Here is a 22,916-nt window from a genome sequence, read left to right as displayed (position 1 = left end):
CTCCCTCCGCTCACCGGCGCCCCGGGCAGGCCGCCCCTCGTCCCACGCTAAGCGCCGGACGGGCGCCGGGAGCGGCTTTCCGCGCGACGGCCCCGCTGTCACACGGCCGGACGGTACGGCCGCCGGGTGAGGGTCGCGTACGCCATCGTGGTCAGCGTGACGATGTCGAACACCGGCACACCCAGCCGCGCCTGGATCCGGTGGGCGAACGGCACCAGGTCGGTGCACTCGACGACCAGCGCCCCCAGATCCGGGTGAGCACGGGCCAGCGCGTCGACCCGCTCGTCCACCTCGGCCGCCAGCCGCTCGACGTCGAGGGCGTCGCGCCGCCCCTCCAGCATCACCTCGCGGAACTCCGGCTGCCCCGCCATGCCGGTGACCGCCACCGGGACGTCGGCCGCGCCGATCGCGGCCAGGTGGCGCGGGGTCAGCGCCGCCTCGTCGGCGACCAGCAGCCCGACCCGGCGCCCGACCATCCGGTGCACCATCGGCAGTTGCACCAGGCTCGACGACCACAGCGGGACGCGCACCGCGGCGGCGAGTTCGGCCTGGAACAGCACGAGGAACCCGCACGCGCCGGTGATCCCGGCGACCCCGGCCGCCTCCAGGTCGCGGGCCGCGTCGACGAACGGTTGCAGCAGCGTCGGGTCGGCCTCGCGGACCAGCCGCCGTGGCGTGGCGCCCTCCACCACCCGGTAGCGCACCGGGAAGTCGAACGTGTCCGGGTTGCGGATGTGCCCGGGGATCTTGTCGAAACTGGTGTCGAGGCAGAGCACCCCGATCTCCGGCCGGTCGCTCACGAGATCCCCCTCTGGAAGCGGTCCAGGGCGAACGTGTCCAGCGGCAGGTCCGGCTCGGCGCCGGAGACGAGCTGGGCGAGCAGCTGCCCGCCGGCCGGGGCCAGGCCCATCCCGATGTGCCCGTGCCCGGTGGCCACGCTGACGTTGTCGTAGCCGTCGGCCCGCCCGATCAGCGGCAGGCTGTCCGGGGTGCAGGGACGCAGGCCGCTCCACACGTCGAGGCGCCGGCCGGTGTCCAGCGCCGGCAGGTACCGCCGCGCGGTGTGCAGGATCCCGTCGACGCGGCGCGGTGAGATCGACGCGTCCAGCCCGGACAGTTCCAGCGTGCCGCCGACGCGTACCCGGTCACCCAGCGGCATCACCGCGACCTTGCCCTCGCTGAGCAGCGCCGGCCGGGTCGGCGTGCCCGGACCGGCGGGCAGCGTGACGGTGTAGCCCTTCGCCGGTTGCAGCGTCAGCCCGACGCCGAGCATCCGGGCGCAGGCCGCCGACCACACCCCGGCGGCGATCACCACCTCGGCCGGGCGCAGCTCACCCCGCGCGGTGCGCACCGCGCGTACCCGCCGCCCGGTCACCTCGAAGTCGCGTACCTCCGCGCCGGTGACGATGTCCACGTCCCGGGCCCGCAGCGCCGCCGCGAGTGCCACCAGGAACGCCGGGATGCGCAGCGCGGCGCCCTCCTCGTTGAGCAGCGTCCCCGCCACCGCGAAGTCGACACCGGGTTCCAGCCGGGCCAGCTCGGCCCGGTCCAGCTCCCGCAGCGGCACCCCGCGCGCGGTCGCGGCCGGGATCGTCCGGAGCGCCTTCGCGTACCCCTGCTCGGTGTGGCAGGCGAGGATCATGCCGCGTTCGGTGAGCGTCCCGGCCAGCTCGTCCTCGGCGCAGATCTCGCGCAGCAGCGCGAGGCTGCGCTGCTTGAGCGCGAGCAGCGTCTCGAACCCGGCGCGGGCGTGCCGTTCGGTGCAGTGCCGGCGGAAGTGCCAGAGCCAGGCCAGCAGCGCGCCGTCGAGCCGGGGCCGGACCGCGAACGGGCTCTCCGGGCGCAACAGCCAGCGGATCCCGGTGGCCGGCACCCCCGGCTCGGCCAGCGGCGCCGAGCCCTGGGTACCGACGAAACCGGTGTTCCCGGCGGAGCAGGCCGCCGGGTCGCCGACCTCGCCCCGGTCCACCACCGTCACGGTGTGCCCGGCGCGGCGCAGGAACCAGGCGCAGCACAGGCCCACCACGCCCGCGCCGACCACCAGCACGTCGGGGTCGGTACGGGCCGGCGTCGTCATCCGTCGCCGCCGGTCAGAGCGTGACGACGAAGAAGCAGGTGGGCAGGTTCACCACGACCCGCTCCCAGATCTCGGCGCGCAGCGCCACCCCGGGTTCGGCGAACGTGCCCGGCGGCGGCTCGGCGAACCCGATGGCGGACCGGCCGGCGTCGAACAGCAGCGCGCCGTGGCCGAAGTCCCCGACGATCGCGGTGCCCGGGTCGACCAGCCGGGTACGCACGATGAACACGCCGTTGTCCTCCACGTCCCGCATCAGCGAGCCGCTGCCCAGCAACCGGTAGTAGTCGGCCGGGTTGATGATCAGCCCGTCGGCGGTGCTGCCCATCTGCTCGACCTCGTTGCACGCGGCCAGGACGGTGGACGCGAACGGTCCCGGGTCGGTGAGCCGGCCCAGGTCCGGCATCGTCAGCAGCCCGCCCTCGCCGCGCAGGATGGTGTGGTTCTCGGCCGTGGCCAGCCGCACCACCAGCCGGTAGTCGATGAACTGCGCGAAGCTGACCGGGTCCTCCCACAGCGTGTCCGGCACCTGCACCCACGCGGTGGTGGTGAGCAGCGGCGGAATGGGGGAGCGGTGGAAGCGGTTCGCCGCCTCCCGGCGCAGGTCCGCGCCGTCCACCGCCGGGTCGTCCGGCCGGGGCGGGCTCTCGTGCCAGTAGTAGTCCTGCGGATCCCGGGACAGGTCCACCACCTTGAGCATGTTCCGGGACGGGTAGCGCGGCTTGCGCCGGGAACTGGTGAGCGAGTCGGTGATCGTGACGTCGTAGTCGACGCTGGTGTCGAAGCCGTCCTTGGCGAACGCCTCGACGAACGTCGCGCCGGGCGACATCTGCGTCTTCCGTTCGGCGACCACCTCGGCGATCGTCCGCTTCACGGTGTCGGTGCGCTGTGGCATCTGCTGTCCCTCCCTCAGGCCGGCTTGCGGGCGACGAACATGCCCCAGCCGAACTCGCCCCTGTCGATCGCCGCCTGGATCTCGTCGCACGAGTCGGCGAAGCCGAGGATCCAGGTCCGCGCCGCCTCGTCCGCCGTCGTCTCCGCGCGCCCCCGGGCGGTGCGGCCCAGCACCCGGTACGTCTGCCTGATGTGCGCGTCGAGGCTGCGGGCGACCACGTCCACGAACCCGGCCTCCGCCAGTGCCCGGCGGTAGCCGTCGAGCGAGTAGCCGTCGTTCCAGCGCACCCGGTCGTAGACGTGCCTGCGGGCCGCCTCGCCGATCCGCTCGGTGGGCTGGAGGAAGTCGGACACCGCGAGCACCCCGCCGGGGGCGAGCACCCGGAACATCTCGGCGTGGCTGCGCGGCTTGTCCGGCACCAGGAACAGCGCGTCCTGACTGACCACGTGCGTGAACGTGCCGTCGTCGTACGGCAGGGCGGTGGCCGAGCCGTGCCGGAACGACACGGGAAGCGAGGCACCCCGCTCGGCGCGCCGCTGCTCGGCGAAGCGCACCCGCTCGATGCTCAGGTCCAGCCCTTCGCCCCGGCATCCGGTCCGGGCGGCCAGGCGCAGCAGGAAGTTGCCGCAGCCGCAGCCCACGTCGAGCACGTTCGCCGAGGCGTCGATGCCGGCGTCGGCGGCGAGGATGTCGGAGGTCCGGTCGGCCGCCGCGTGGTAGTCGGTGTCGTCCTCCCCGGTGAAGTAGCCGGTGTGCAGCACGCCCTCGCTGTCCCAGAAGCTGAGGTACGTCTGCGTGGTCTGGTCGAAGAACTCGGAGACGTCCCGCTCGGTGAACCGGCTGGTCGTGGACATGGGCACTCCCTCGTGCGGCGGTCGGTAGGTCAGGCGTAGGTGTCCTTGCGGACGCCGGTGAGGTGGGGCAGGTCGGGGCCGGTCGCGGCGGCGCCGCCGTCGATCAGGTGCACCCCGGCGGTCACGTACGACGCCCGCTCGCCGGCCAGGAACGCGGCCACCGCGGCGACCTCCTCGGGCCGGGCCAGCCGGCCGACGGCGCTGTGATGACCCATCGCGGCCAGCCGCGCCTCGACGTCGCCGTCCGTGCCGGCGAGCCGGGCCGCGGCGCGTTCCATCGGCGGCGTCCGCACCCCGCCGGGCGCGAGCACGTTCACGGTGATGCCGTCGCGGCCCACGTCGACGGCGAGACCCTGGGCGAAGCGGACCAGCGCCGCCCGGGTCACCCCGGACAGCACGAGCGGCCCGATCGGCACGCAGGCGGTCTCGGAGGCGACCAGCAGCAGCCGGCCCCAGCCCGCGGCGCGCATGTGCGGCAGCGCGGCCAGCGACACCGCGACCGCCGGCAGCAGCACCCGGTCGACGGCCGCCCGGTAGTCGTCGGCGCCGAACCCGGTGGCGGTGCCGACCGGTGGGCTGCCGCCGCTGACCAGCAGAACGTCCACCCCGCCGAGTTCGGCGGCGACCCGGTCCACCCAGCGTGCGGCGGCGCCGGTGTCGGTGAGGTCCACGCCGGTCGCGTTGACGCGGCCGGAGGCCACAGCGGTCAGCTCCCGCTCGGCGGCGGCGAGGCGCTGCGGGTCACGCCCGCAGACCGCCACGTGCGCGCCCTCGGCGGCGAACTCCTTCGCGCAGGCCAGCCCGATGCCGCTGGTTCCGCCGGCGACGAGCGCCACCCGGCCCTTGAGTCCCAGATCCATGTCCTCACCTCTCCGTCTCGCCGACGCGGGCCGCCGCGCCGGGATACGCCGGGTCGCCGTCCGTCCCGCCGGACCGGTAGCCGTACCGGGTGGACAGCGGCCAGGCCAGCGCCGCCACGGCGAGCCGCTGCCGGCCGCCCAGCGTGCGCCGCCACCCGTCGTCGCGGTCCCGGATCACTGTCGGGCCGGTCCGGAACCGGTCCGGGTTGCCGGTGACCGTGTGGTTGCCGCGCAGCTCGACGGTCCGCTCCCGCACCGGGTTGGCCGCCGGATCCACGCCCACCAGCTTCAGCAGGTCGCCGATCGTGCCGGCCGGGTCGGCGGTGAAGTCCTCGTAGCGCAGGAAGGCCGACCGGCCGGGATACCGCCGGTTGATCGCCGCCGAGGCCCGGTTGAACCCGTGCCAGTACGCGGTGCTGCGCACCGCCGACATCGCGTAGACGTACTCCTTCGGCTCCCGCCACGAGTGCGCCACCGCGCGCGGGTCACGCACCAGGTGCAGCCAGTACGCCTCGACGCCCGGCACGTGCGGCAGCAACGCCGACTCGCCGGGGATCTTGGTGCTGTCCACGATCACCCGGGCGCCGGTGCGCGCGGCCACCTCCCGGTAGACCGCGCCGAGCAGGTCGGCGTGCGCCCGGGTGTCCGCGTCGTACGCGCCGCGGCGCAGCACCCGCCACGTGTGCCGCGTCCGCAGCCGGGCGCGTTGCCGCCGGATCACCTCGGCGGCGTGCGCGTCGGCAGACATCCCGGCCGGGCGGCCCAGCGGCAGCACCGCCGACCACAGCGGACACGAGGTCAGCGCGGCGCCGCAGCCGCATCTGTCGTTCACCCCGCGCCCGGTCGAGTTCTTCCACAGGAAGTGCAGCTCACCGACGTGCACCACACCGGGCGCCTCGCCGAGGACGTTGCCGATGATGGTGCTGCCGTTGCGGCACCAGCCGTTGACGCTCAGGACGGTCACCGGTGCGCTCATGCCGCGCGTACCTCCGCCTCCGCCGCTGGCGCGGGCGCGGGCGCCGACCGGCCGATGCGCAGCGCCATCGCGGCGGCGACCGCCGCGCCGGCCGCGCCCGCGACGAACACCGCCGGATAACCGAGGCCGGCCGCGACCAGGCCGGTCGCCGGTCCCCACACCGCCAGCCCGAGATCCCAGAACGAGGTGTACGCCCCGATCGCCGCGCCCTGCCGCGCCGGGTCGGTGCGGTCCATCACCATCAGCGCCAGCGACGGGTGCAGCAGGGAGAACCCGACGCCCATCACCACGCTGCCGGCCACCGCCACCGGCAGGTTCGGCGCGACGGCGATGACCAACAGTCCGACCGCCTCGCCGACCCCGCACCAGGTGGCCACCCGGCGCGGGCCGAGCCGGTCGGGCAGGTGCCCGATGACCAGGCGGGTGCCGGCGTACACGGCGCTGAAGACGCTCAGCACCACCACGCCGTGGCCGATGCCCCGGGCGTCCAGGTGCAGTACGACGAACGCGGCCAGGCCCGCGTACCCGGCGGCGCCGAAGGTGAGCGCGATGCCGGGCAGCAGCGCCGGGCGCAGCAGCAGCCCGCCGCCCTTGGCCGCCGGTGCGGTACGCGGCGGCGCGGGCACCAGCGCGACGAGCGCCGCGCCGACCGCCGGAGCGACCGCGCTGAGCACCCACACCGCCGGATAGCCGGCCTGCTGCACGGTGGCGCCGAGGAACGTGCCGGCAGAGATGCCGCCCCACATGCTCACCCCGTACAGGCCGATGAGCTGGCCGCGCCGCTCGTGCGGGGCGAGCTGCACGATCCACACCGCACCGGCGGTGAACAGCGCGGCCTCACCGGCGCCGAGCAGCAGCCGGACCGCGACCAGCGCGGGCACGCCCAGCGGGGCCAGGTAGAGCAGGCCGCCACCGGCCACCACGAGCGCCCCGGCCAGCATCACCGTGCGGTGGCCGTGCCGGTCGGCGAGCGCGCCCGCGACCGGCCGGACCAGCAGCGCGGTCACCGCGGTCACCGTGACCACCACGCCGACGGTCAGGTCACCGGCGTCGTGCCGTTCACGCAGGAACCCGGGCAGCACCGGGATCACCGCGGTCAGCCCGAGGTAGCCGGTGAACAGCCCGCCGAGCAGGCCGGCGAGCGCGAGCCGGGGCAGGGGCCGGGCCGGGGTCTGCGCGCCGGTCACGACCCGACCAGCGCGGTCTCACGGGCGGCGGCGACCTTGCGGACCGCCCGGACCAGGTCGTCGCAGTCCTCGGGTGTGAGGTTCGACGACAGCGGCACGTCGACCGTCTCGGTGAGCAGACGTGCGGTGCGCGGCAGGGCCGCGCGGATCTCGCCGGGGTCGGCGCTGTCGTACAGGAACCGCCAGTTCCAGAACGCCCGGACGTTGAGGTCGTCGTCGGCGCCGATGTTGCGGGCGTCGATCCCCTCCGCGCGCAGCGCGCGGGCGAACCAGCCCGCGTCGCCCCAGCCCGCCCCGCCGCCGGGCACCCGGAACACGAACGCCTCCCCGAGGTACGCCCCGGGCGCGACCGGCCGCCGGACCGCGATGCCGCGCAGTCCGGCCAGGGCGGCGCTGACATGCGCGTAGTTGCGGTGGAACAGCGCCAGCCGTTGCGGCAGCCGGGTCAGCTCGGCGCGCAGCAGGGCCGCCCGGATCTCGTCCATCCGCAGGCTCAGCAGCGGCAGGTCCAGGCCGGTCAGCGGCGGCTCGCCGTGCGGGAAGTGCCGCCGCAGCCGCCCCTCGTACGCCCCGGACAGCGCCACCGCCCGCGCGAACAGCGTGCTGTCGTCGGTGATCAGGAAACCGCCCTCGCCGCAGTTGAGCGCCTTGTCGGACTGGGTGCTGAACGCCCCGGCGGCCCCGAACGTGCCGAGCTTGCGGCCGTTGAGTTCGGCGCCGAGCGCTGGTACCGCGTCCTCGATGAGCGGCACGCCCATCTCGGCGGCGAACGCGGACAGCGCCTCGACATCGGCGGCGAAGCCGCGCATGTGCACGACCATGACGGCGCGGATCTCCGGCCGCCAGCGGCGGCGCAGGTCGTCGAGGTCCATCCGCAGGTCGTCGTCCACCTCGACCAGGAATGGCCGGCAACCGGCCAGCACAATGGCGCTGGGGGTGGCGACGAAAGTGAATCCGGGGCAGGCCACCAATGACCCCGGCGGCACTCCGGCGCCCATCAGGGCGAGCGCCAGTGCGGCGGTCCCGCTGGAAACGGCCAGCGCGTGCCGGGTGCCGAAATAACGACACAGTTCGTCCTCGAACCGCCCGCATTCGGTTTCATTAGGTGGCCGGTGGTCATATCGGAAGTAGAGGTGACTGCGGACGGCGCGAATAGCCGCGTCCTCGTCCTCGGTGTGCACGAAGACCGCGCCCTTGTCGTACGTCGGCCAGGGCGTGCGCCGCACCGGTCGTCCGCCCTGCAGGGCGAGCTGTTCGGGCAGCTCAGAGCCGTTCTGCACCGGCCCCGGCGGGCTCGGTGCGGGAGCGTCGTTGTTCCCGTCCACCGGCGGACTCCTCGGGCGAGCGGCGACAATTCCTAGCGACTCGATAGGATTGGCCGGGCGTGCGCCGGGCGTGGTCGCCCGGCGGAATCGCAGTCCCGGCGCGATCCCGTCGAGGGGTAAGAAATGCCACCAGATCCGACATCGTTGGTACGTCGATCCAGCGAGAGTAATGATTGTCGTCGATCCCGTACGCGTCAACAGATAGACGTGAATATGTTCCGGCGCCCGTCCGTGCCGACAGTGGACTATGCGGAATTGTCGGGGCCGGCCCGCTGATCCGTCGGCACGCCGGTGTCTCGGGGCGGCGGCGCCTCGGGCTGGCCGTGTCAGCCCTTGATCCCGCCGGGCTTGGCCGTGTCGGCCCTTGGCGGCGCCGGGCTTGGCCGCGCCGGGCTTGGCCGCGCGGGGATGTCGTCACTGAGGGTAGTGCGAGAGCTTCCCCGGCGGAACTCATCTCGCGCCCTTTGCTCTGCAGCCATCGGCGCATTGGCCACTCAGGGCCACCGCCGCGTATGCGGCTGCAGAGCAAAGTGCGCGCGGGGGTATGGGTGCCGCCTTCGACTTCTCCGGTGTCTTCGCAGCTCAGGAGCGAGCCGCGAAGAAATGGGACCAATCGACCCGGGGTGCGCGCGTCACTCTACGTGACTTGATGCCCGACAAGGGAAGCCATGACGGAAAGCCACGCCCCGAAGCGGGCAGGGCACCGAAGTCCCGTCGGACGGCGGGCCGGGGGACCGAAAGCCCGGCCGGACAGCCAGCGGGTCAGGCGGCTCGCCAGTCGCGGACCAGAGCGGCCACTGTGGCGTACCGCTCCGCCGGATCGGGCCGGCCGGCCCGGTCGACGACCGCGCGCTCAGCGGCGGTGCCGCGCCAGCCGGACGGGCCGTCGAGCAGGTGGTGCAGCGTGCGGCCCAGCGCATGGACTGTGGTGCGCTCGTCGATCGTCGCGCCCCGGGTCAGCTCCTCCGGCGACAGGTAACGACGGGAGCCGGGCAGCCGCTCGGAGTCGAGCACGAACGGTCCCGGGCGGTACTCGTCCAGGTCGATCAGCCGCATCCGGCGGGCGTCGAAGTCGTAGAGGAAACAGCCGTCGTACAGGTCGACCGCCACGTACCCGGCCGCGCTCACGGCCAGGTGGGCGTCGAGGATCGCGTCCAGCGCCGCGCGTACCTCGGTGACCGGCAACCGCTGGAAACGCGCCAGGCCGCTCCGGTCGCTGCCACCGCCGGTGGTGGCGTGGTTGAGCACGAGGCCGTCGCACCACGGGTACACCAGCGTCGGGCCGTCGGTGCCGTCACGCACCAGCTCGGGCCGCACCACGGCGGGGTGCCGGACCGCGGCGTGCAGGCCCAGCGCACGGGTCAGCGACGCCCGCGCGTCAGGTGTGCCGGCCCGCTTGACGAACCAGCGCCGACCCGCCGACTCCACGCCGTAGGAGACGCACCCCGAGTCCTGGTCGCCGAAGACCACGAACGCGGCGGCCGGGTCCAGTTCCCACACGCGTCGAGGCTACGACGACCACCGCTCCGGCGGTGCCCCGCCGGGCGCACGGGTCACTGCGGCGGGGCCACCACCTCGATGACGTCGGCGGGCGCGCGGCGCGGCGCCGGCGGCAGCTCCGCGTCCGGGCCCCAGCCCACGCGCACCACCAGGTACGGGTCGCCGATACCGGCCAGCAGGTCGCGCATCATCCGGCGCGGCCAGGCCAGCTCCACGGCGTCGCTGAGCGGCGCGCTGGCCAGCCCTTCGGCGGTGGCGGTGAGCAGCAGCGCCGACAGCGCCTCGCCGCCGCGCAGCCACGCCGCCGGCTCGTCGGAGTCGCCGAACAGGATCAGGTACGCGGCGCCCCGGTCGAAGTCCGTGCCCGCGCTGAGCCCGGCCGCCCCGCCTGGGGCGTAGTCCCGCAGCGGCACCCGTCGCGGGGACGGCCGCACGGCGGTGGCGGCGGGCACCCCGTCGCCGCTGCCCGCCGGCCGGTGCGTCCAGTGGTGCAGCTCCTCCCGGTACGCGGGGTCGGCCAGCTCCGCGTCCGCCGCGCGGCCGGTGGAGACGGCGAGCATCGGCATCTGGTCCGGCCGGACCACGTGCAGGTGCGCGCCCTCGGCCTCGACGGCGTCCCCGAGCCGGGCCAGCACCGCCTCCGGCACCGGCCGGTCCCCGTACGCCCGGCGGTCCGTGCGGCGGCGCGGGATGGCGTCGACCAGGCGGCCCGCCGGCACGTCCAGGTCGGCCGGGCCGGTGGTACGCACCCGGGCCAGCAGCGACGGGCCGGGCAGCCGCTCCACGGTGACCGCCCAGCCGAACGCCGCCAGCGACACGCGCGCGTGGTGCAGGGCGGCGCCGCAGCTCAGCATCAGCAGCCGGCCGTCCGGGTCGGTGTGGGCGAGCTGCCGGTCCGGGTCGGCGCGCAGCTCCAAAGCCTCGCCGGTGACCCGCCAGCGCCAGGGCTGGGTGTTGAACACCGACGGGGCGTGCAGGGACTGCCGGGCGGCCGCCTCCAGCACCCGTACCCTCGGGTCCTGGTCGGTGCGGGTCGATGAGCTGTTCATGGCGGCCCTCCTGGTTGCTCGTCCCCTTCCGACCCTGCCCGCCGCCGCTGCGGGCGGACAGGGCCGGAGGTCCCGGCCGCACCGGGCCGTGCGCCCCGGCGCGGCGTCAGGCGCCGTCCGGCTCCGGGGGTACGGCCAGGGCGATGGTGAGGTCGAGGACCGTGGCGGGGTCGTGCAGCCGGTCGCCGAACAGCTCCCGCAGCTTGCCCATCCGGTAGCGGACGGTCTGCGGGTGCACGAACAGGTCGGCCGCCACGTCGTCGCGGCGTCCCTGGTGCAGCAGCCACGACCGCAGCGTCTCGGCCAGCCGGTGCGCGGTCGCCGGGGGTAGCGGGGCCAGCGGCGCGAGCGCCTGCGCCCGCAGGTCGGCAAGTGCTTCCGGGTCCATGCTGAGCAGCAGCGTCGCCAGGTGGCGTTCGGTGTCGACCGGTCCGGCGTCCGGCTCGCCGAGGCCCAGCGCGAGCGCCCGGGTGGCCCGCTGGTACGACGCGGCGACCCGGTGCCAGGGCCGGGCCGGGCCGAGCACCGCCCGGTGCCCGTGCAGCAGCCGGCTGAGCTGGCGGCGCCGGCCGCCGTGCATGTCCGGCACCAGCAGTACGGCCAGCTCCTCGACCGGGTTCATGCCGGGCAGGTCCTCGCCGCTCTCCAGCGTGTACGGGCTGAGCAGCGCCAGCACCGCGCGCAGGTGCCGGCGGGGCAGCAGCACCACCGTGAGCGTCTGCGGCGGCGGCCAGTCGGCGCGTTCGGCGCTGCGCCGCAGCGACTCCTCCGGTTCGCCCGCCAGCAACTGCTGGGTGAGCCGTTCCAGGCTGCGGCGGCGCATCCGGCCGGCGCTGGCCAGCTCGTCGGCGTGCCCGGCCACGCTCGCCGCGGACAGCTCGTCGATGTAGGCGAACATCAGCTCGGCGAACTCGGCCACCGTCTCGGCGGCGAGCCCGCTGCGGACCGTGGTGGTGGACACCTCGCGCCAGGCCACCCGGGCGCCCACCCGGTACGCGGCCAGCAGCGCGTCCATGCTGCGCCCCGAGCGGGCCTCGCCGCTGCCCAGCGCGTACGCGGCCTCCAGCGCGGGGGCCAGGGGAGTGCTCGGGTCGAACGCCTGGGTACCCTCGATGAGCTGGAGGAACGTGCCGAGCGCGATGCGTACCGCGTTTTCGATCTTCGCCCGCATGGCGCCGGTGAGCGCGCCCGAGTAGTCAGGCACCTCGGCGGTGATCGCGGAGACCGTCCGCTCGGCGACCATCGGCAGCCGGGCGCGCAGCGTCGCCGCCACCCCGGCGTCGAGGTTGAGGTGCGCGGCGCGCTGCCCCGTGCCGGCCTCGGACGTCATGTTGTTCCCTCCGAACAAAAAACCGCGACTGTTTCACCTTTGCCGGTCAAGATGTTATGCGATCGGGCGGTCACGCTGGTCATATGACCACAACTGCCTCCCGCCGCCCTCAGAAGGTCACCTTCCGGGACAGGCTGCTGCGGCTGGCCGGAGCGGTCACCACACCGGTGCTGCCCGACGACTATCTCGACCTGATCGCGCCGCTTCGCGCCGGCGCCCCGCTGCGCGGCCGGATCGTCGCCGTGCGGCCGCAGACCCGGGACGCCGCCACGCTGGTGATCCAGCCCGGCCGCGCCTGGCAGGGCCACACGCCCGGGCAGTACATCCGCCTCGGCGTGGACGTCGACGGGGTACGGCAGTGGCGCGCGTACTCGCTCACCTCGCCGCCGGGCGCCGCCGACGGCCGGATCTCCGTCACGGTGAAGGCGATCCCCGACGGCAAGGTCAGCAACCATCTCGTACGCCGGATCCGGCCCGGCACGATCGTGCACCTCGACCAGGCCCAGGGCGAGTTCGTGCTGCCCGCCGCGACGCCCGAGCGCGTCCTGTTCCTCACCGCCGGCAGTGGCATCACGCCGGTGATGGGGATGCTGCGCTCCGGGCTGGCCGACCGGGCCGACGTGGTGCTCGTGCACTCGGCGCCCACCCGCGACGACGTCATCTTCGGCGCGGAGCTGCGCGCGCTCGCCGAACGCGGCGCGCTGCGGCTGATCGAGCGGCACACCGACACCGACGGCCTGCTCGACGTCGCCGAACTGGCGGGGCTGGTGCCCGATCACCTCGACCGGGAGGCGTGGGCCTGCGGACCGATCGGCATGCTCGACGCGGTTGAGGGGTATTGGTCTGCCAACGGCCTCGTCGAGCGGTTGCACACCGAGCGGTTCCGCCCGACGGTGATCACGCCGGGCGAGGGAGGCACTGTGACCTTCACCGGGGCGGGGGTGACCGTCGAGTCCGACGGTGCCACCACCCTGCTCGACGCGGGGGAGAACGCCGGAGTGCTGATGCCTTCCGGATGCCGGATGGGCATCTGCTTCGGCTGCGTCGTACCGCTGCGTCAGGGCGCCGTGCGCGACCTGCGCAACGGCGACGTCACCACGGCCGTACCGGGGGACGGCGTGCTGGTCCAGACGTGCGTGTCGGCCGCCGCCGGTACTTGCGACATCGATCTCTGACAGGAGCCACCCACGTGACCGTCATCCAGAAGAAGGCCGTCAACCCGATCGCCCACCTGAGCGCCGAGGACATCGAGATCATCGGCAAGGAACTGGACGCGATCCGGGACCGGGTCCTCGCCGACCGGGGGGAGCGGGACGCCCGCTACATCCGCAAGGTGGTCAAGACCCAGCGGACACTGGAGATGAGCAGCCGGGCGGTGCTGCTGTTCTCGCTGTTCCCGCCGGCCTGGATCGTCGGCACGGCCGGCCTCACGGTCGCCAAGATCCTGGAGAACATGGAGATCGGGCACAACGTCCTGCACGGCCAGTGGGACTGGATGCGCGACCCGAAGATCCACTCCACCACCTGGGAGTGGGACCACGTCTCCCCGGCCGACCAGTGGAAGCAGTCGCACAACGAGCTGCACCACCGCTACACCAACGTGGTCGGCAAGGACAACGACCTCGGCTACGGCATCATGCGCGTCGACGAGGACCAGCCGTGGCACCCGATGCACCTCGGGCAGCCGCTGTGGAACCTGATCAACGCCATGTTCTTCGAGTACGGCATCGCCGCGTACGACATGGAACTCGGCGACCACCTCAAGCAGCGCAAGCTCAAGGACCCGAAGTTCCGGGCCAAGGCCAGGGCCGTCGGGCGCAAGATCCGCCGTCAGGTGCTCAAGGACTACGTGGTGCACCCGCTGCTGTCCGGCCCGTCGTTCCTGTCCACGCTCGCCGCCACGTTCACCGCGAACCTGCTGCGCAACGTGTGGAGCCACTCGGTGATCATGTGCGGGCACTTCCCCAACGGCGTGGAGACGTTCGAGAAGACCTCCATCGACGGTGAGACCCGCGGTGAGTGGTACCTGCGGCAGATGCTCGGCTCGGCCAACATCAGCGGTAGCCGGCTGCTGCACATCATGACCGGCAACCTGTCGTACCAGATCGAGCACCACCTCTTCCCCGACCTGCCCAGCAACCGTTACCAGGAGATCGCCCCGCAGGTGCGGGCGCTGTTCGACAGGTACGGACTGCACTACACCACCGGCCCGCTGCCCAAGCAGGTCGCCTCCGCCTGGTGGAAGGTCATCCGCCTGTCGCTGCCCAACCGCAACGACAGCCGGCAGCCGATCGCCCCGGCCCCGCTGGTCTCCTCCGGCACGGCCTGACCCGCCCGTCCGGTGCACGGCCGGTGAACGTTCACCGGCCGGCACCTGACCGTCCGCTGCACAGTCGGCATCACCGCAGCTCAGAGCGGTTTTCGCGGCCGTCGTGAGGACCCCGCGTCCCCGTACACTCGCGCCCGTCGGGGCGTTCGGGTGAAGGGGTGTTCGACGATGCGGCTTCGCCGACGCGTGGTCATGCTCGTCGACAACGCGGTCGAGGGTGACTCGCGGGTGCAGAAGGCGGCCCGCTCAGCCGCCGACGCCGGCTGGGACGTCACGCTGATCGGCTGCGCCCACGTCGACGCCGAACGCCGCTGGCGGCTCGGCGACGCCGAGGTACGCGTCCTGCCGCTCGCGGCTCCTCGCGCCACTCCACCGACCGTCTCCGGGCTGCGCGACGTGTCCGGTCTGCGGGCTCGGCTGGTGGCTCGGGGCGGGCTGCCGTTGCGCGCGGCGCGGCTGGCCCGGCGGCCGGTCGAGCATGCCGAGGTCCGCTACTGGCAGGCGCGGCTCGGCGACAGGGCGTGGCGGCGGCTGGAGCCGGGGCTCTGGGACTATGAACGGGTCGCCGGCCCGGTCGTCGACGCGCTGCGCCCCGACCTGATCCACGCGCACGACTTCCGCATGCTCGGCGTGGCCGCCCGCGCCGTGGACCGCGCCCGCGCCGACGGTCGCGACGTGAAGCTGGTCTGGGACGCGCACGAGTGGCTGCCCGGCGCGCGTCCCCGCCGCGACAACGCCCGCTGGCTGCCCGCGCACCTCGGCTACGTCCGCGAGTACGCCGGTCACGCCGACGCGGTCGTCACCGTCTCCGACACGCTCGCCGACCTGCTGGTACGCGACCACGCCCTGCCCGACCGCCCGACCGTCGTGCTGAACGCCCCAGTCACCGCCGCTCTCGAGCCGACCGCCTCCGAGCCGACCGCCTCCGAGCCGACCGCCTCCGAGCCCGCCGACCTGCCCGCTCCCGACCTGCGGAAGCGGTGCGGTCTGAGTCCGGACACGCCGCTGCTGGTCTACAGCGGGGCGATGGCCGTCCAGCGCGGCGTGGACACGGTGGTCGAGGCGCTGCCGCTGCTGCCCGGCGTACACCTGGCGCTTGTCGTCGCCGACCCGGCCGCCGCCTACGTCCGCAAGGTCGTCGTCCGCGCGGCCCGGCACGGGGTGGGCGACCGGGTGCACGTGCTGCCGTACGTGCCGCACCGGCAGCTCGTCGCGTTCCTCGCCACCGCCGACATCGGGCTGATCCCGCTGCACCACTGGCCGAATCACGAGATCGCGCTGATCACGAAGTTCTTCGAGTACGCGCACGCGCGGCTGCCGATCGTGGTCAGCGACGTCCGCACCATGGCCGAGACGGTCCGCGCCACCGGCCAGGGCGAGGTGTTCCGCGCCCGCGACGCCGCCGACCTGGCCCGCGCGGTCCGGGCGGTGCTCGCGGACCCGACCCGCTACCGCGCCGCCTACGAGGGCGAGGACTCCCCGCTCCCGGGGTGGACGTGGGAGGCGCAGGCCGAGCACCTGGACGCCCTCTACCGCCGCCTGCTCACCCCCACCCGCTGACGCCCACCGCCCACCACCCGCTACCCGCCCGGGTGGAACACCACGGGTGTCTCCGGCCCGTTTTGACACCCATGGCGTTCCACCCGCGCCTTCGGGAGGCATGGTCAACTCCAGCTCGGCGAAGTGGCGGCATCCGAGTGCCGGTGACCCCGCCATATCGGGGGAGCGGCGTTGATCTTGAGCGGGCGAGGGCGCGGGGGCGCGGGGGCGGGGGCGCGGGGGCGGGGGCGCGGGGGCGCGCGGAAAAGGGCTGGGCGGGACGCTGCGGACCGGGCTACCGTCGGGGTATGCAGAGCAGGCGCACCCTTACCGCTGCGGCCGCGCGAGCTTCCCGCTCGCCGGTTGCCGCCGCCTGACCTGCCCCACACCCACGCCGGCGACCGGAAACGGTCCGCCGGCGTCGTCGTGTCGACGCCGTGAACGCGCGCGGCGGGCCGTCCGGTCACCCGTACCCGGAAGGCACCCGCCATGACGCCCGACGAGATCATCAGGACGTTCCTCGACCACTACCGCCGGCACGGCCATCAGCCCGCGCCGGAGAGTTCACTGGTGCCGCCCCCCGGCGACCCGGTGCTGTTCACCACGTCCGGCATGCACCCGCTCACGCCGTACCTGCTGGGGCGCCCGCACCCGGGCGGACGGCGACTGGCGAACGTGCAGCGGTGCCTGCGCACCACGGACCTGGACGAGGTGGGCGACAGTACCCACCTGACCGTGTTCCAGATGCTCGGCTCGTGGTCGCTCGGCGACTACGACATCGCGACCAGCCTGCGGTGGGGCTTCGACCTGCTCACCGGCGGGTTCGGCATCCCGGTGGGGAGGCTGCACGCCACGGTCTTCGGCGGCGGTAACGGTGAGGGGCCGGACGACACCGCGCGGGACACCTGGACCGCGCTCGGCGTGCCGGTGGAGGCGCTGGGCGCGGACAACTGGTGGTCCAACGGCCCGACCGGCCCCTGCGGACCGGACTCGGAGATCTTCGTGTGGACCGGCGACGGCCCGCCCACCGGCACACCCAGCACCGACACGCGGTGGGTGGAGGTGTGGAACCACGTGCAGATGCGTTACCACCGGCACCCGGACGGCCGGCTCACGCCGCTACCGCTGTCCAGCATCGACACCGGCATGGGCCTGGAGCGACTGGAGATGGTGTTGCGCGGCGACCGGTCCGTGTTCACCGGCGACGGGCTGCGCCGGTGGGTGGACGAGGTACGCGACCGCTGGGGCCTGCACGGTGAGGACCTGCGCGTGGTCTCCGACCACCTGCGGTCCGCGGTGGTCGTGCTCGGTGACGGGGTACGCCCCGGCAACACCGGCCGAGGGTACGTGCTGCGGCGGCTGCTGCGCCGCACGCTCACCGTGTTGTGGCGCGACGACCCCGCGCGCACCCTGGACGACCTGCCGACGGAGCTGTACGCGGACACGCTGCGGCACTTCCGCCAGATGCCCGGCCCCAGCACGCCGCCCGGCGAACAGCCGGTCGACGTCGGCTCGCTGCATGCGACGCTCATGGACGAGGAACGCCGCTTCCGGGGGCTGCTGCGACGCGGACGGCCGCTCGTCGACCGGGTACGGGCGCGCGGGCCGCTGACCGAACGCGACTACCACTGGCTGCACGACACCCACGGGCTGCCCCGCGACCTGGTCGACGGCCTGCTCGCCGAGGCGAGCTGAGCGGCGGCCGGGCGGGCAGCGGCCAGGACGCCGGCCGGGCGGGCGGGGGCCAGGACGCCGGCCGGGCGGGCGGCGGCCAGGTCAGCGCCGACGGCTGAGCGGTGGCCGCCCGGCCGGGCCGGTGCCAGACTCGGAGGCGGACGCCACGCGAGGGAAGCGGACGCCGCCGCGAGGAGAGGGCTGCCGATGACCGAGGTACGGCCGGACGAGGAGACGGTGCCGCTGCTCGGTGCCGAGGTGCGCATCACCGACGCGGCCGGGCTGCTCGCCGCCGCCACCGAGGGGCCGGTGGAACTGCTGGCCAGTGGCGACTTCCCCGCCCCGGTGCGGGAGGTCCGCTGCACCGTGCGCACCGACGTCGCAGACGGGCAGCCGGTGCACCGCTTCGAGGCGTACCTCCGGGTGGAGGCCGCACCGGCGGGCCTGATCGCCCTCGGTCTGGCCGGGCCGGTCGGCCTGCTGCTCGCCGAGCGGCTGGCCGCCCGCGGCGGCGACGGCCCGGCCGCCGCGGTGGGCCGGATCGCCGCGGAGGCCGGGCGGCGCATCTGGCCGCGACCGGTCGCCACGCTCGTGGTGCCGCCGCGCGACCCGGCCGGGCGGGAGGTGCTGCGCGCCGCCGAGGCAGCCGGGCTGCGGCCCCGCGTCGACCAGGACAACGGCACGGTGCGCATCCGCGCCGACGTGCCCAGCGCCGACGTGGATCCGGCGCACCTGCGGGCGATGCTGGGCCTGCTGCTCCAGGCCGTACGCGAGCTGTCCGGCGACAGCGAGGAGCCGGCCGTGCTGCGCGGACGGACGTACCTCGTGGGGCGGCGACCGGTCGTGGTGGCCGGTCCGCGCAGCGCGGCGGTGACCCTCGACCAGGTCGGCGGCCTGCCCGACGTGGTCGCGCGGTTCCGCGAGGTGGCGGTGTCGTTCCGGCACCCGGCGGCGATGGCCCGCTGGGGCGCGCGCCGGCCGCAGGGCATCCTGATGTACGGCCCGCCGGGCACCGGCAAGACCATGCTGGCCCGGGCGCTGGCGAACGAGGTCGGCGCGGACTTCGTGGAGATCCGTACCCCGGAGATCCTGGACAAGTACCTCGGCGGCTCGGAACGCAACATCAAGCGCATCTTCCGGGAGGCACGCCGCTACCGGCGGCCCACGGTGATGCTGTTCGACGAGTTCGACTCGATCATCAGCTACGCCGGGGCGGGCGGCGACGCGGCCAGCCAGGCCGTCAACGCGGTCGCGGGCATCTTCAAGCAGGAGATGAACACGCTGTTCGAGGAGAACCCCGACGTCATCGTGGTCGCCACGACCAACTTCCCGCAGCGCGTGGACGCATCGCTGATCCGCTCCGGCCGCTTCGACCTGAAGATCGCCATTCCGGCGCCGGACGAGACCGGACGCGCCGAGATCCTCACCAAGATGGTCCGCGAGCTGATCGAACGGCACGAGCGGCCGGGCTTCCAGATGTTCGCCGACGACCTCGACCCGGCCGCGCTCGCCGCCGACACGGCCGGGCTGACCGGCGCGGACCTCCGCGAGGCGCTGCGCCGGGTGCAACTCGCCAAGGCGCTCCGGGAGGCGGCGGAGGGTGCGCCACCGGCTCCGATCGGTCAGGATGACCTGCGGGAGGCCGTCGCCGGGTTGCGCCGCGGCTGACCGGAAGGAGTCCACATTGTCCTCGTCCGATCTGCTGCTGTCCCGCCGTGACCTCGCGTTCCTGCTGCACGACTGGCTGGACGTGGCGCGGCTGGCCGAGCGGCCCCGCTACGCCGAGCACACCCGCGAGACCGTCGACGAGGTGCTGGACCTCGCCGCCCGGGTCGCCGCCGAACGGTTCGCCCCGCACAACCGCGCCGCCGACACCGGCGAACCCACGTTCGACGGGCAGCGCGTGCGGACCATTCCGCAGGTCAAGGCCGCCCTGGCGGCGTTCGCCGAAACCGGGCTGCTCGCCGCCACCATGGACGAGTCGGTCGGTGGCCTGCAACTGCCGCACACGGTGGCCGCCGCCGCGTTCGCCTGGTTCCAGGCCGCCAACGTGGGCACGTCGGCGTACCCGATGCTCACCCTGGGCAACGCCAACCTGCTGCTCGCCCACGGCAGCGCAGAGCAGATCGACACCTGGGTCCGCCCGATGGTCGAGGGCCGGTTCTTCGGCACCATGTGCCTGTCCGAACCGCAGGCCGGCAGTTCCCTGACCGACCTGACCACGCGGGCCGAGCCGCAGGACGACGGCACGTACCGGATCGTCGGCACCAAGATGTGGATCTCCGGCGGCGACCACGAACTCGCCGAGAACATCGTGCACCTGGTGCTGGCCCGCATCCCCGGCGCACCGCCGGGCGTGAAGGGGCTGTCGCTGTTCATCGTGCCGAAGGTGCTGCTCGGCGACGACGGCACCCTCGGGCCGCGCAACGACGTGGTGCTGGTCGGCCTCAACCACAAGCTCGGCTACCGGGGCACCACGAACACGCTGCTGAACTTCGGCGAGGGCGTGCACCGGCCGTACGGGCGGGCCGGGGCGGTCGGCTACCTGGTGGGCCAGCCGCACCAGGGGCTCGCGGTGATGTTCCACATGATGAACGAGGCGCGCATCGGCATCGGGGCCGGCGCCACGGCGCTCGGCTACACCGCGTACCTGAAGTCCGTCGCGTACGCCCGGCAGCGCCCGCAGGGCCGGCCGGTCGCCGACAAGGACCCGACGACGCCGCAGGTGCCGATCGTCGCCCACCCCGACGTACGCCGGATGCTGCTGGCCCAGAAGAGCTACGTGGAGGGCGCGCTCGCGCTCGTGCTCTACTGCGGACGGCTGCTCGACGAGCAGAAGACCGCTCCCGCCGAAGCCGACCGCGAACGGGCGCACCTGCTGCTGGACCTGCTCACCCCGATCACCAAGAGCTGGCCGGCGCAGTGGTGCCTGGCCGCCAACGACCTGGCCATCCAGGTGCACGGCGGGTACGGCTACACCCGCGACTACGACGTCGAGCAGCACTGGCGGGACAACCGGCTCAACGCCATCCACGAGGGCACCCACGGCATCCAGGCGCTGGACCTGCTCGGCCGCAAGGTCACCATGCGCGACGGTGCCGCGCTGGAGCTGCTGCTGGAGACCATCCGCGGCACCGTCACCCGGGCGTGGAAGGCGGAGGGGTTCGCCTCGGAGCTGGCCGGTCAGCTCGGCGCGGCGGTGGACCGGATCGCCGTGGTGACGCGGCGGTTGTGGGCTCCGGGCGACCCGGAGCTGGCGCTGGCGAACGCCTCGGTGTACCTGGAGGCGGTCGGGCACGTGGTGATCGCGTGGATGTGGCTGGAGCAGGTGCTGGTGGTGGAGGCGCTGGGGTCGCCGGAGGGGGCCGAGGGGGAGTTCCTGGCGGGGAAGAGGCAGGCGGCGCGGTACTTCTACCGGTGGGAGCTGCCGAAGGTGGGGCCGCAGTTCGACCTGCTGGAAGGGCTGGACCGGACGACGCTGGACATGCGGGAAAGCTGGTTCTGAGGGTTGTCAGCCGACGTCTGGGCCGTTCTGTCCGATGAACAGCGACTGCGCTGGACGTTCACACCGTTCGCGCACGTCGGCCCGCTGACATTCGGAATGACGCACGAGCAGGTGCAGGCTGCTGTGCACGGCGTCCTCGGTGTCGCGCTCTCCGAAGGCCCCGCGAGCGGCGACGGGTGGGCGGCGGAGTTCTGGCTTGAACAGGCTGCCGGCGAGGTGCCTGCCGGACCTGCGGTCACCACCTACTACGACGAGTCGAACGGCTTGGCCGGCGTCGCCGTCAACGCCCTTCGCGGGCCGCAGGTGACACTGGACGGATTGTGGTTGGTGGGACAGCGGCCCTCACGGCTGGAGCGCGATTTCACCGAGCACCTCGCGGCGCACAGCCTCGAATTGAGGTACTCGCAGGGCGCCGATCCGTGTTCGCCGCAGCTCGGGTTGGTGCTGCGGGTACAACGGGCCGGCGATGTGGTGCTGAGCCGCCCGGTGATGGTGGCGAAAGCACGGACCGAGGGCTGCTGGGACGTCAGCGAAGGCTGCATCCCGACTCGTGAATGGACGACGTTCGTGTGATGGGGCGGGTGCGAGCCTGAGCAGGTGACGAGATCATCCGTCGCGCACATACTTGTGGCGTGACCAACCAGAGCGACTGCCTTCCGGTGCTCGTCATCGACGGAGCCAGGTTCGCCGACTTCGGCGGCTTCGTACGCGAGTTCTCGCAACTGCTGTGTCACGGCACCTGGAACGGCCACCTCGACGCCTTAACGACATCCTTCGAGGAGGCTTCGGCACGCCCGACCCGGGGTGGGTGTTCAGGTGGATCAACTCTGACCGGTCTCGGGTCGCGCTCGGTCACGACGCGACGGTCCGATGGTTGAGGCAGGTTCTCCTCACCTGCCAACCGTCCCACCGCGCGAGCGTCGAGGCCAGGATCCGAAACGCGGAGCATGGCCAAGGGCCGACGCTGTTCGACATGATCGTCGAGATCATCCGCGATCACGGGCCGGGCGGTGAGGAATCCGAGGACGACGTCCGCCTCGAGTTGCTTTAGCTGTCGGGCGGAAGACTGGCTCCTGGCCGCTGCTGAGGCGCCCGCTGTTGGCCCGACCCTCGGCTGCCTTCAATTGCCAGCGATATGTTGATCGCGTCATTTCAATCACCAGGCTTGCGACTTCTGATTTCCTATTGGCTTGGAGTGAGTCTACTGGCTGTCTCCATTCTTGAGTCTTTCGACCCGGTTGAGCAGAGTGGTCAACGCTTGCAAGGATTGTTCGTCCAAGGCGGCGGTGACTGCATCGGAAAAGCTGTGTTCCCCGAGTCTAGTGCGCAGGTCACGGAGTCGGAAGATGTCGATACTGGCTTTGGGGGCGCCAATTTCGAGTCGTATCGCGAGGGCCTGGCAGTGGAAGGTCACTGCCTCGACGAGGTCGCCCGTTTCGGTACGGAGGGTTCCGAGTTGACTAGTCGAGCTGGCCATGCCGGCGCGGTTGCCGAGTTCCTCGAGGATGGTGAGGGCTTGCTGGTAGCGGCGTTCGGCTTCGGTGTAGTCGCCCCGGTTCTGGGCGAGGATGCCGAGTTGGTGGTAGCTGGTGGCCATGCCGGCGCGGTTGCCGAGTTCCTCGTCGATGGTGAGGGATTGCTGGTAGCGGCGTTCGGCTTCGGTATAGTCGCCCCGGTTCTCGGCGAGGATGCCGAGCTGGCCGTAGCTGGCGGCCAAGCCGGCGCGGTTGCCGAGTTCCTTATTGATGGTGAGGGCTTGCTGGTAGCGGCGTTCGGCTTCGGTGTAGTCGCCCCGGTTCTGGGCGAGGATGCCGAGTTG

20 protein-coding genes are annotated in these 22,916 nt (G+C 73.3%); 8 read left to right on the top strand and 12 right to left on the bottom strand.

All coding sequences use genetic code 11. The annotated features are described in order from the left end of the window. Positions 1–98: 98 nt before the first annotated feature. The 11 genes from V6U82_RS09280 to V6U82_RS09230 form a co-directional block, all read right to left on the bottom strand. Positions 99–800 carry an aspartate/glutamate racemase family protein gene (locus tag V6U82_RS09280; protein WP_334460498.1) on the bottom strand — a complete coding sequence of 234 codons (702 nt, stop codon included), beginning with the start codon at positions 798–800 and terminating at the stop codon, positions 99–101. Further along, positions 797–2,077, bottom strand: coding sequence for an NAD(P)/FAD-dependent oxidoreductase (locus V6U82_RS09275; RefSeq protein ID WP_334460497.1), 1,281 nt, complete (start codon positions 2,075–2,077; stop codon positions 797–799). Before V6U82_RS09275 ends, V6U82_RS09280 begins: the two co-directional genes overlap by 4 nt. A 13-nt stretch (positions 2,078–2,090) precedes the next feature. Next, positions 2,091–2,969 (bottom strand): family 3 encapsulin nanocompartment shell protein, encoded by an 879-nt coding sequence (locus V6U82_RS09270; RefSeq protein WP_334460496.1) that lies wholly within the window; start codon positions 2,967–2,969, stop codon positions 2,091–2,093. 14 nt (positions 2,970–2,983) lie between these two features. Then, positions 2,984–3,823: a methyltransferase domain-containing protein gene (locus V6U82_RS09265; protein WP_334460494.1), complete on the bottom strand. Its 840-nt coding sequence runs from the start codon at positions 3,821–3,823 to the stop codon at positions 2,984–2,986. A 29-nt stretch (positions 3,824–3,852) separates the two neighbouring features. Beyond that, complete coding sequence (locus tag V6U82_RS09260) at positions 3,853–4,683, bottom strand: SDR family NAD(P)-dependent oxidoreductase (protein ID WP_334460493.1); 831 nt, start codon at positions 4,681–4,683, stop codon at positions 3,853–3,855. 4 nt (positions 4,684–4,687) lie between these two features. Beyond that, complete coding sequence (locus V6U82_RS09255; protein WP_334460492.1) at positions 4,688–5,659, bottom strand: sulfotransferase; 972 nt, start codon at positions 5,657–5,659, stop codon at positions 4,688–4,690. Then, positions 5,656–6,846: an MFS transporter gene (locus tag V6U82_RS09250; RefSeq protein WP_334460491.1), complete on the bottom strand. Its 1,191-nt coding sequence runs from the start codon at positions 6,844–6,846 to the stop codon at positions 5,656–5,658. The genes V6U82_RS09255 and V6U82_RS09250 overlap by 4 nt, the downstream gene beginning before the upstream one ends. Next, on the bottom strand, positions 6,843–8,171 hold the full coding sequence (locus V6U82_RS09245; protein WP_334460490.1) for a DegT/DnrJ/EryC1/StrS family aminotransferase: 1,329 nt from the start codon (positions 8,169–8,171) through the stop codon (positions 6,843–6,845). Before V6U82_RS09245 ends, V6U82_RS09250 begins: the two co-directional genes overlap by 4 nt. Before the next feature lie 762 nt (positions 8,172–8,933). Further along, positions 8,934–9,671 carry a serine/threonine protein kinase gene (locus tag V6U82_RS09240; RefSeq protein ID WP_334460489.1) on the bottom strand — a complete coding sequence of 246 codons (738 nt, stop codon included), beginning with the start codon at positions 9,669–9,671 and terminating at the stop codon, positions 8,934–8,936. A 53-nt stretch (positions 9,672–9,724) separates the two neighbouring features. Then, positions 9,725–10,720 carry an Acg family FMN-binding oxidoreductase gene (locus V6U82_RS09235; protein ID WP_334460488.1) on the bottom strand — a complete coding sequence of 332 codons (996 nt, stop codon included), beginning with the start codon at positions 10,718–10,720 and terminating at the stop codon, positions 9,725–9,727. A 106-nt stretch (positions 10,721–10,826) separates the two neighbouring features. Beyond that, entirely contained in the window at positions 10,827–12,050 is a 1,224-nt protein-coding gene (locus tag V6U82_RS09230; protein ID WP_334460487.1) for a PucR family transcriptional regulator, read from the bottom strand. 83 nt (positions 12,051–12,133) lie between these two features. On the opposite strand from V6U82_RS09230, the gene V6U82_RS09225 reads away from it, so the two are divergent. From V6U82_RS09225 to V6U82_RS09190, 8 genes are all read left to right on the top strand, one after another. Further along, positions 12,134–13,225, top strand: coding sequence for a ferredoxin reductase (locus V6U82_RS09225; RefSeq protein ID WP_334460485.1), 1,092 nt, complete (start codon positions 12,134–12,136; stop codon positions 13,223–13,225). 14 nt (positions 13,226–13,239) lie between these two features. Next, positions 13,240–14,379, top strand: a complete 1,140-nt coding sequence (locus tag V6U82_RS09220; RefSeq protein ID WP_128138568.1) for a fatty acid desaturase family protein — start codon at positions 13,240–13,242, stop codon at positions 14,377–14,379. A 168-nt stretch (positions 14,380–14,547) separates the two neighbouring features. Further along, the gene (locus tag V6U82_RS09215; protein WP_442933431.1) at positions 14,548–15,939 is read left to right on the top strand and encodes a glycosyltransferase family 4 protein; all 1,392 of its coding nucleotides are present in this window, start codon (positions 14,548–14,550) and stop codon (positions 15,937–15,939) included. A 468-nt stretch (positions 15,940–16,407) separates the two neighbouring features. Next, positions 16,408–17,613 (top strand): alanine--tRNA ligase-related protein, encoded by a 1,206-nt coding sequence (locus V6U82_RS09210; RefSeq protein WP_334460483.1) that lies wholly within the window; start codon positions 16,408–16,410, stop codon positions 17,611–17,613. Positions 17,614–17,799: 186 nt separating this feature from the next. Beyond that, entirely contained in the window at positions 17,800–19,260 is a 1,461-nt protein-coding gene (locus V6U82_RS09205; protein ID WP_334460482.1) for an ATP-binding protein, read from the top strand. Positions 19,261–19,276: 16 nt separating this feature from the next. Beyond that, a complete protein-coding gene (locus tag V6U82_RS09200) occupies positions 19,277–21,097 on the top strand; it encodes an acyl-CoA dehydrogenase (RefSeq protein ID WP_334460481.1) in 1,821 nt (606 codons plus the stop codon). A 3-nt stretch (positions 21,098–21,100) separates the two neighbouring features. After that, a complete protein-coding gene (locus V6U82_RS09195) occupies positions 21,101–21,670 on the top strand; it encodes a hypothetical protein (RefSeq protein WP_334460480.1) in 570 nt (189 codons plus the stop codon). Between the two features lie 59 nt (positions 21,671–21,729). Next, entirely contained in the window at positions 21,730–21,975 is a 246-nt protein-coding gene (locus V6U82_RS09190; RefSeq protein WP_334460479.1) for a hypothetical protein, read from the top strand. Between the two features lie 323 nt (positions 21,976–22,298). On the opposite strand, the gene V6U82_RS09185 is transcribed toward V6U82_RS09190, so the two are convergent. After that, a partial coding sequence (locus V6U82_RS09185) for a tetratricopeptide repeat protein (protein WP_334460478.1) occupies positions 22,299–22,916 on the bottom strand: 618 nt, incomplete at its 5' end.

Source organism: Micromonospora sp. CPCC 205554 (assembly GCF_036902745.1).
Lineage (GTDB): Bacteria > Actinomycetota > Actinomycetes > Mycobacteriales > Micromonosporaceae > Micromonospora > Micromonospora tulbaghiae.
The sequence above is the reverse complement of the archived record's forward strand: the minus strand, read 5'-3'. Positions and strand labels throughout refer to the sequence as shown.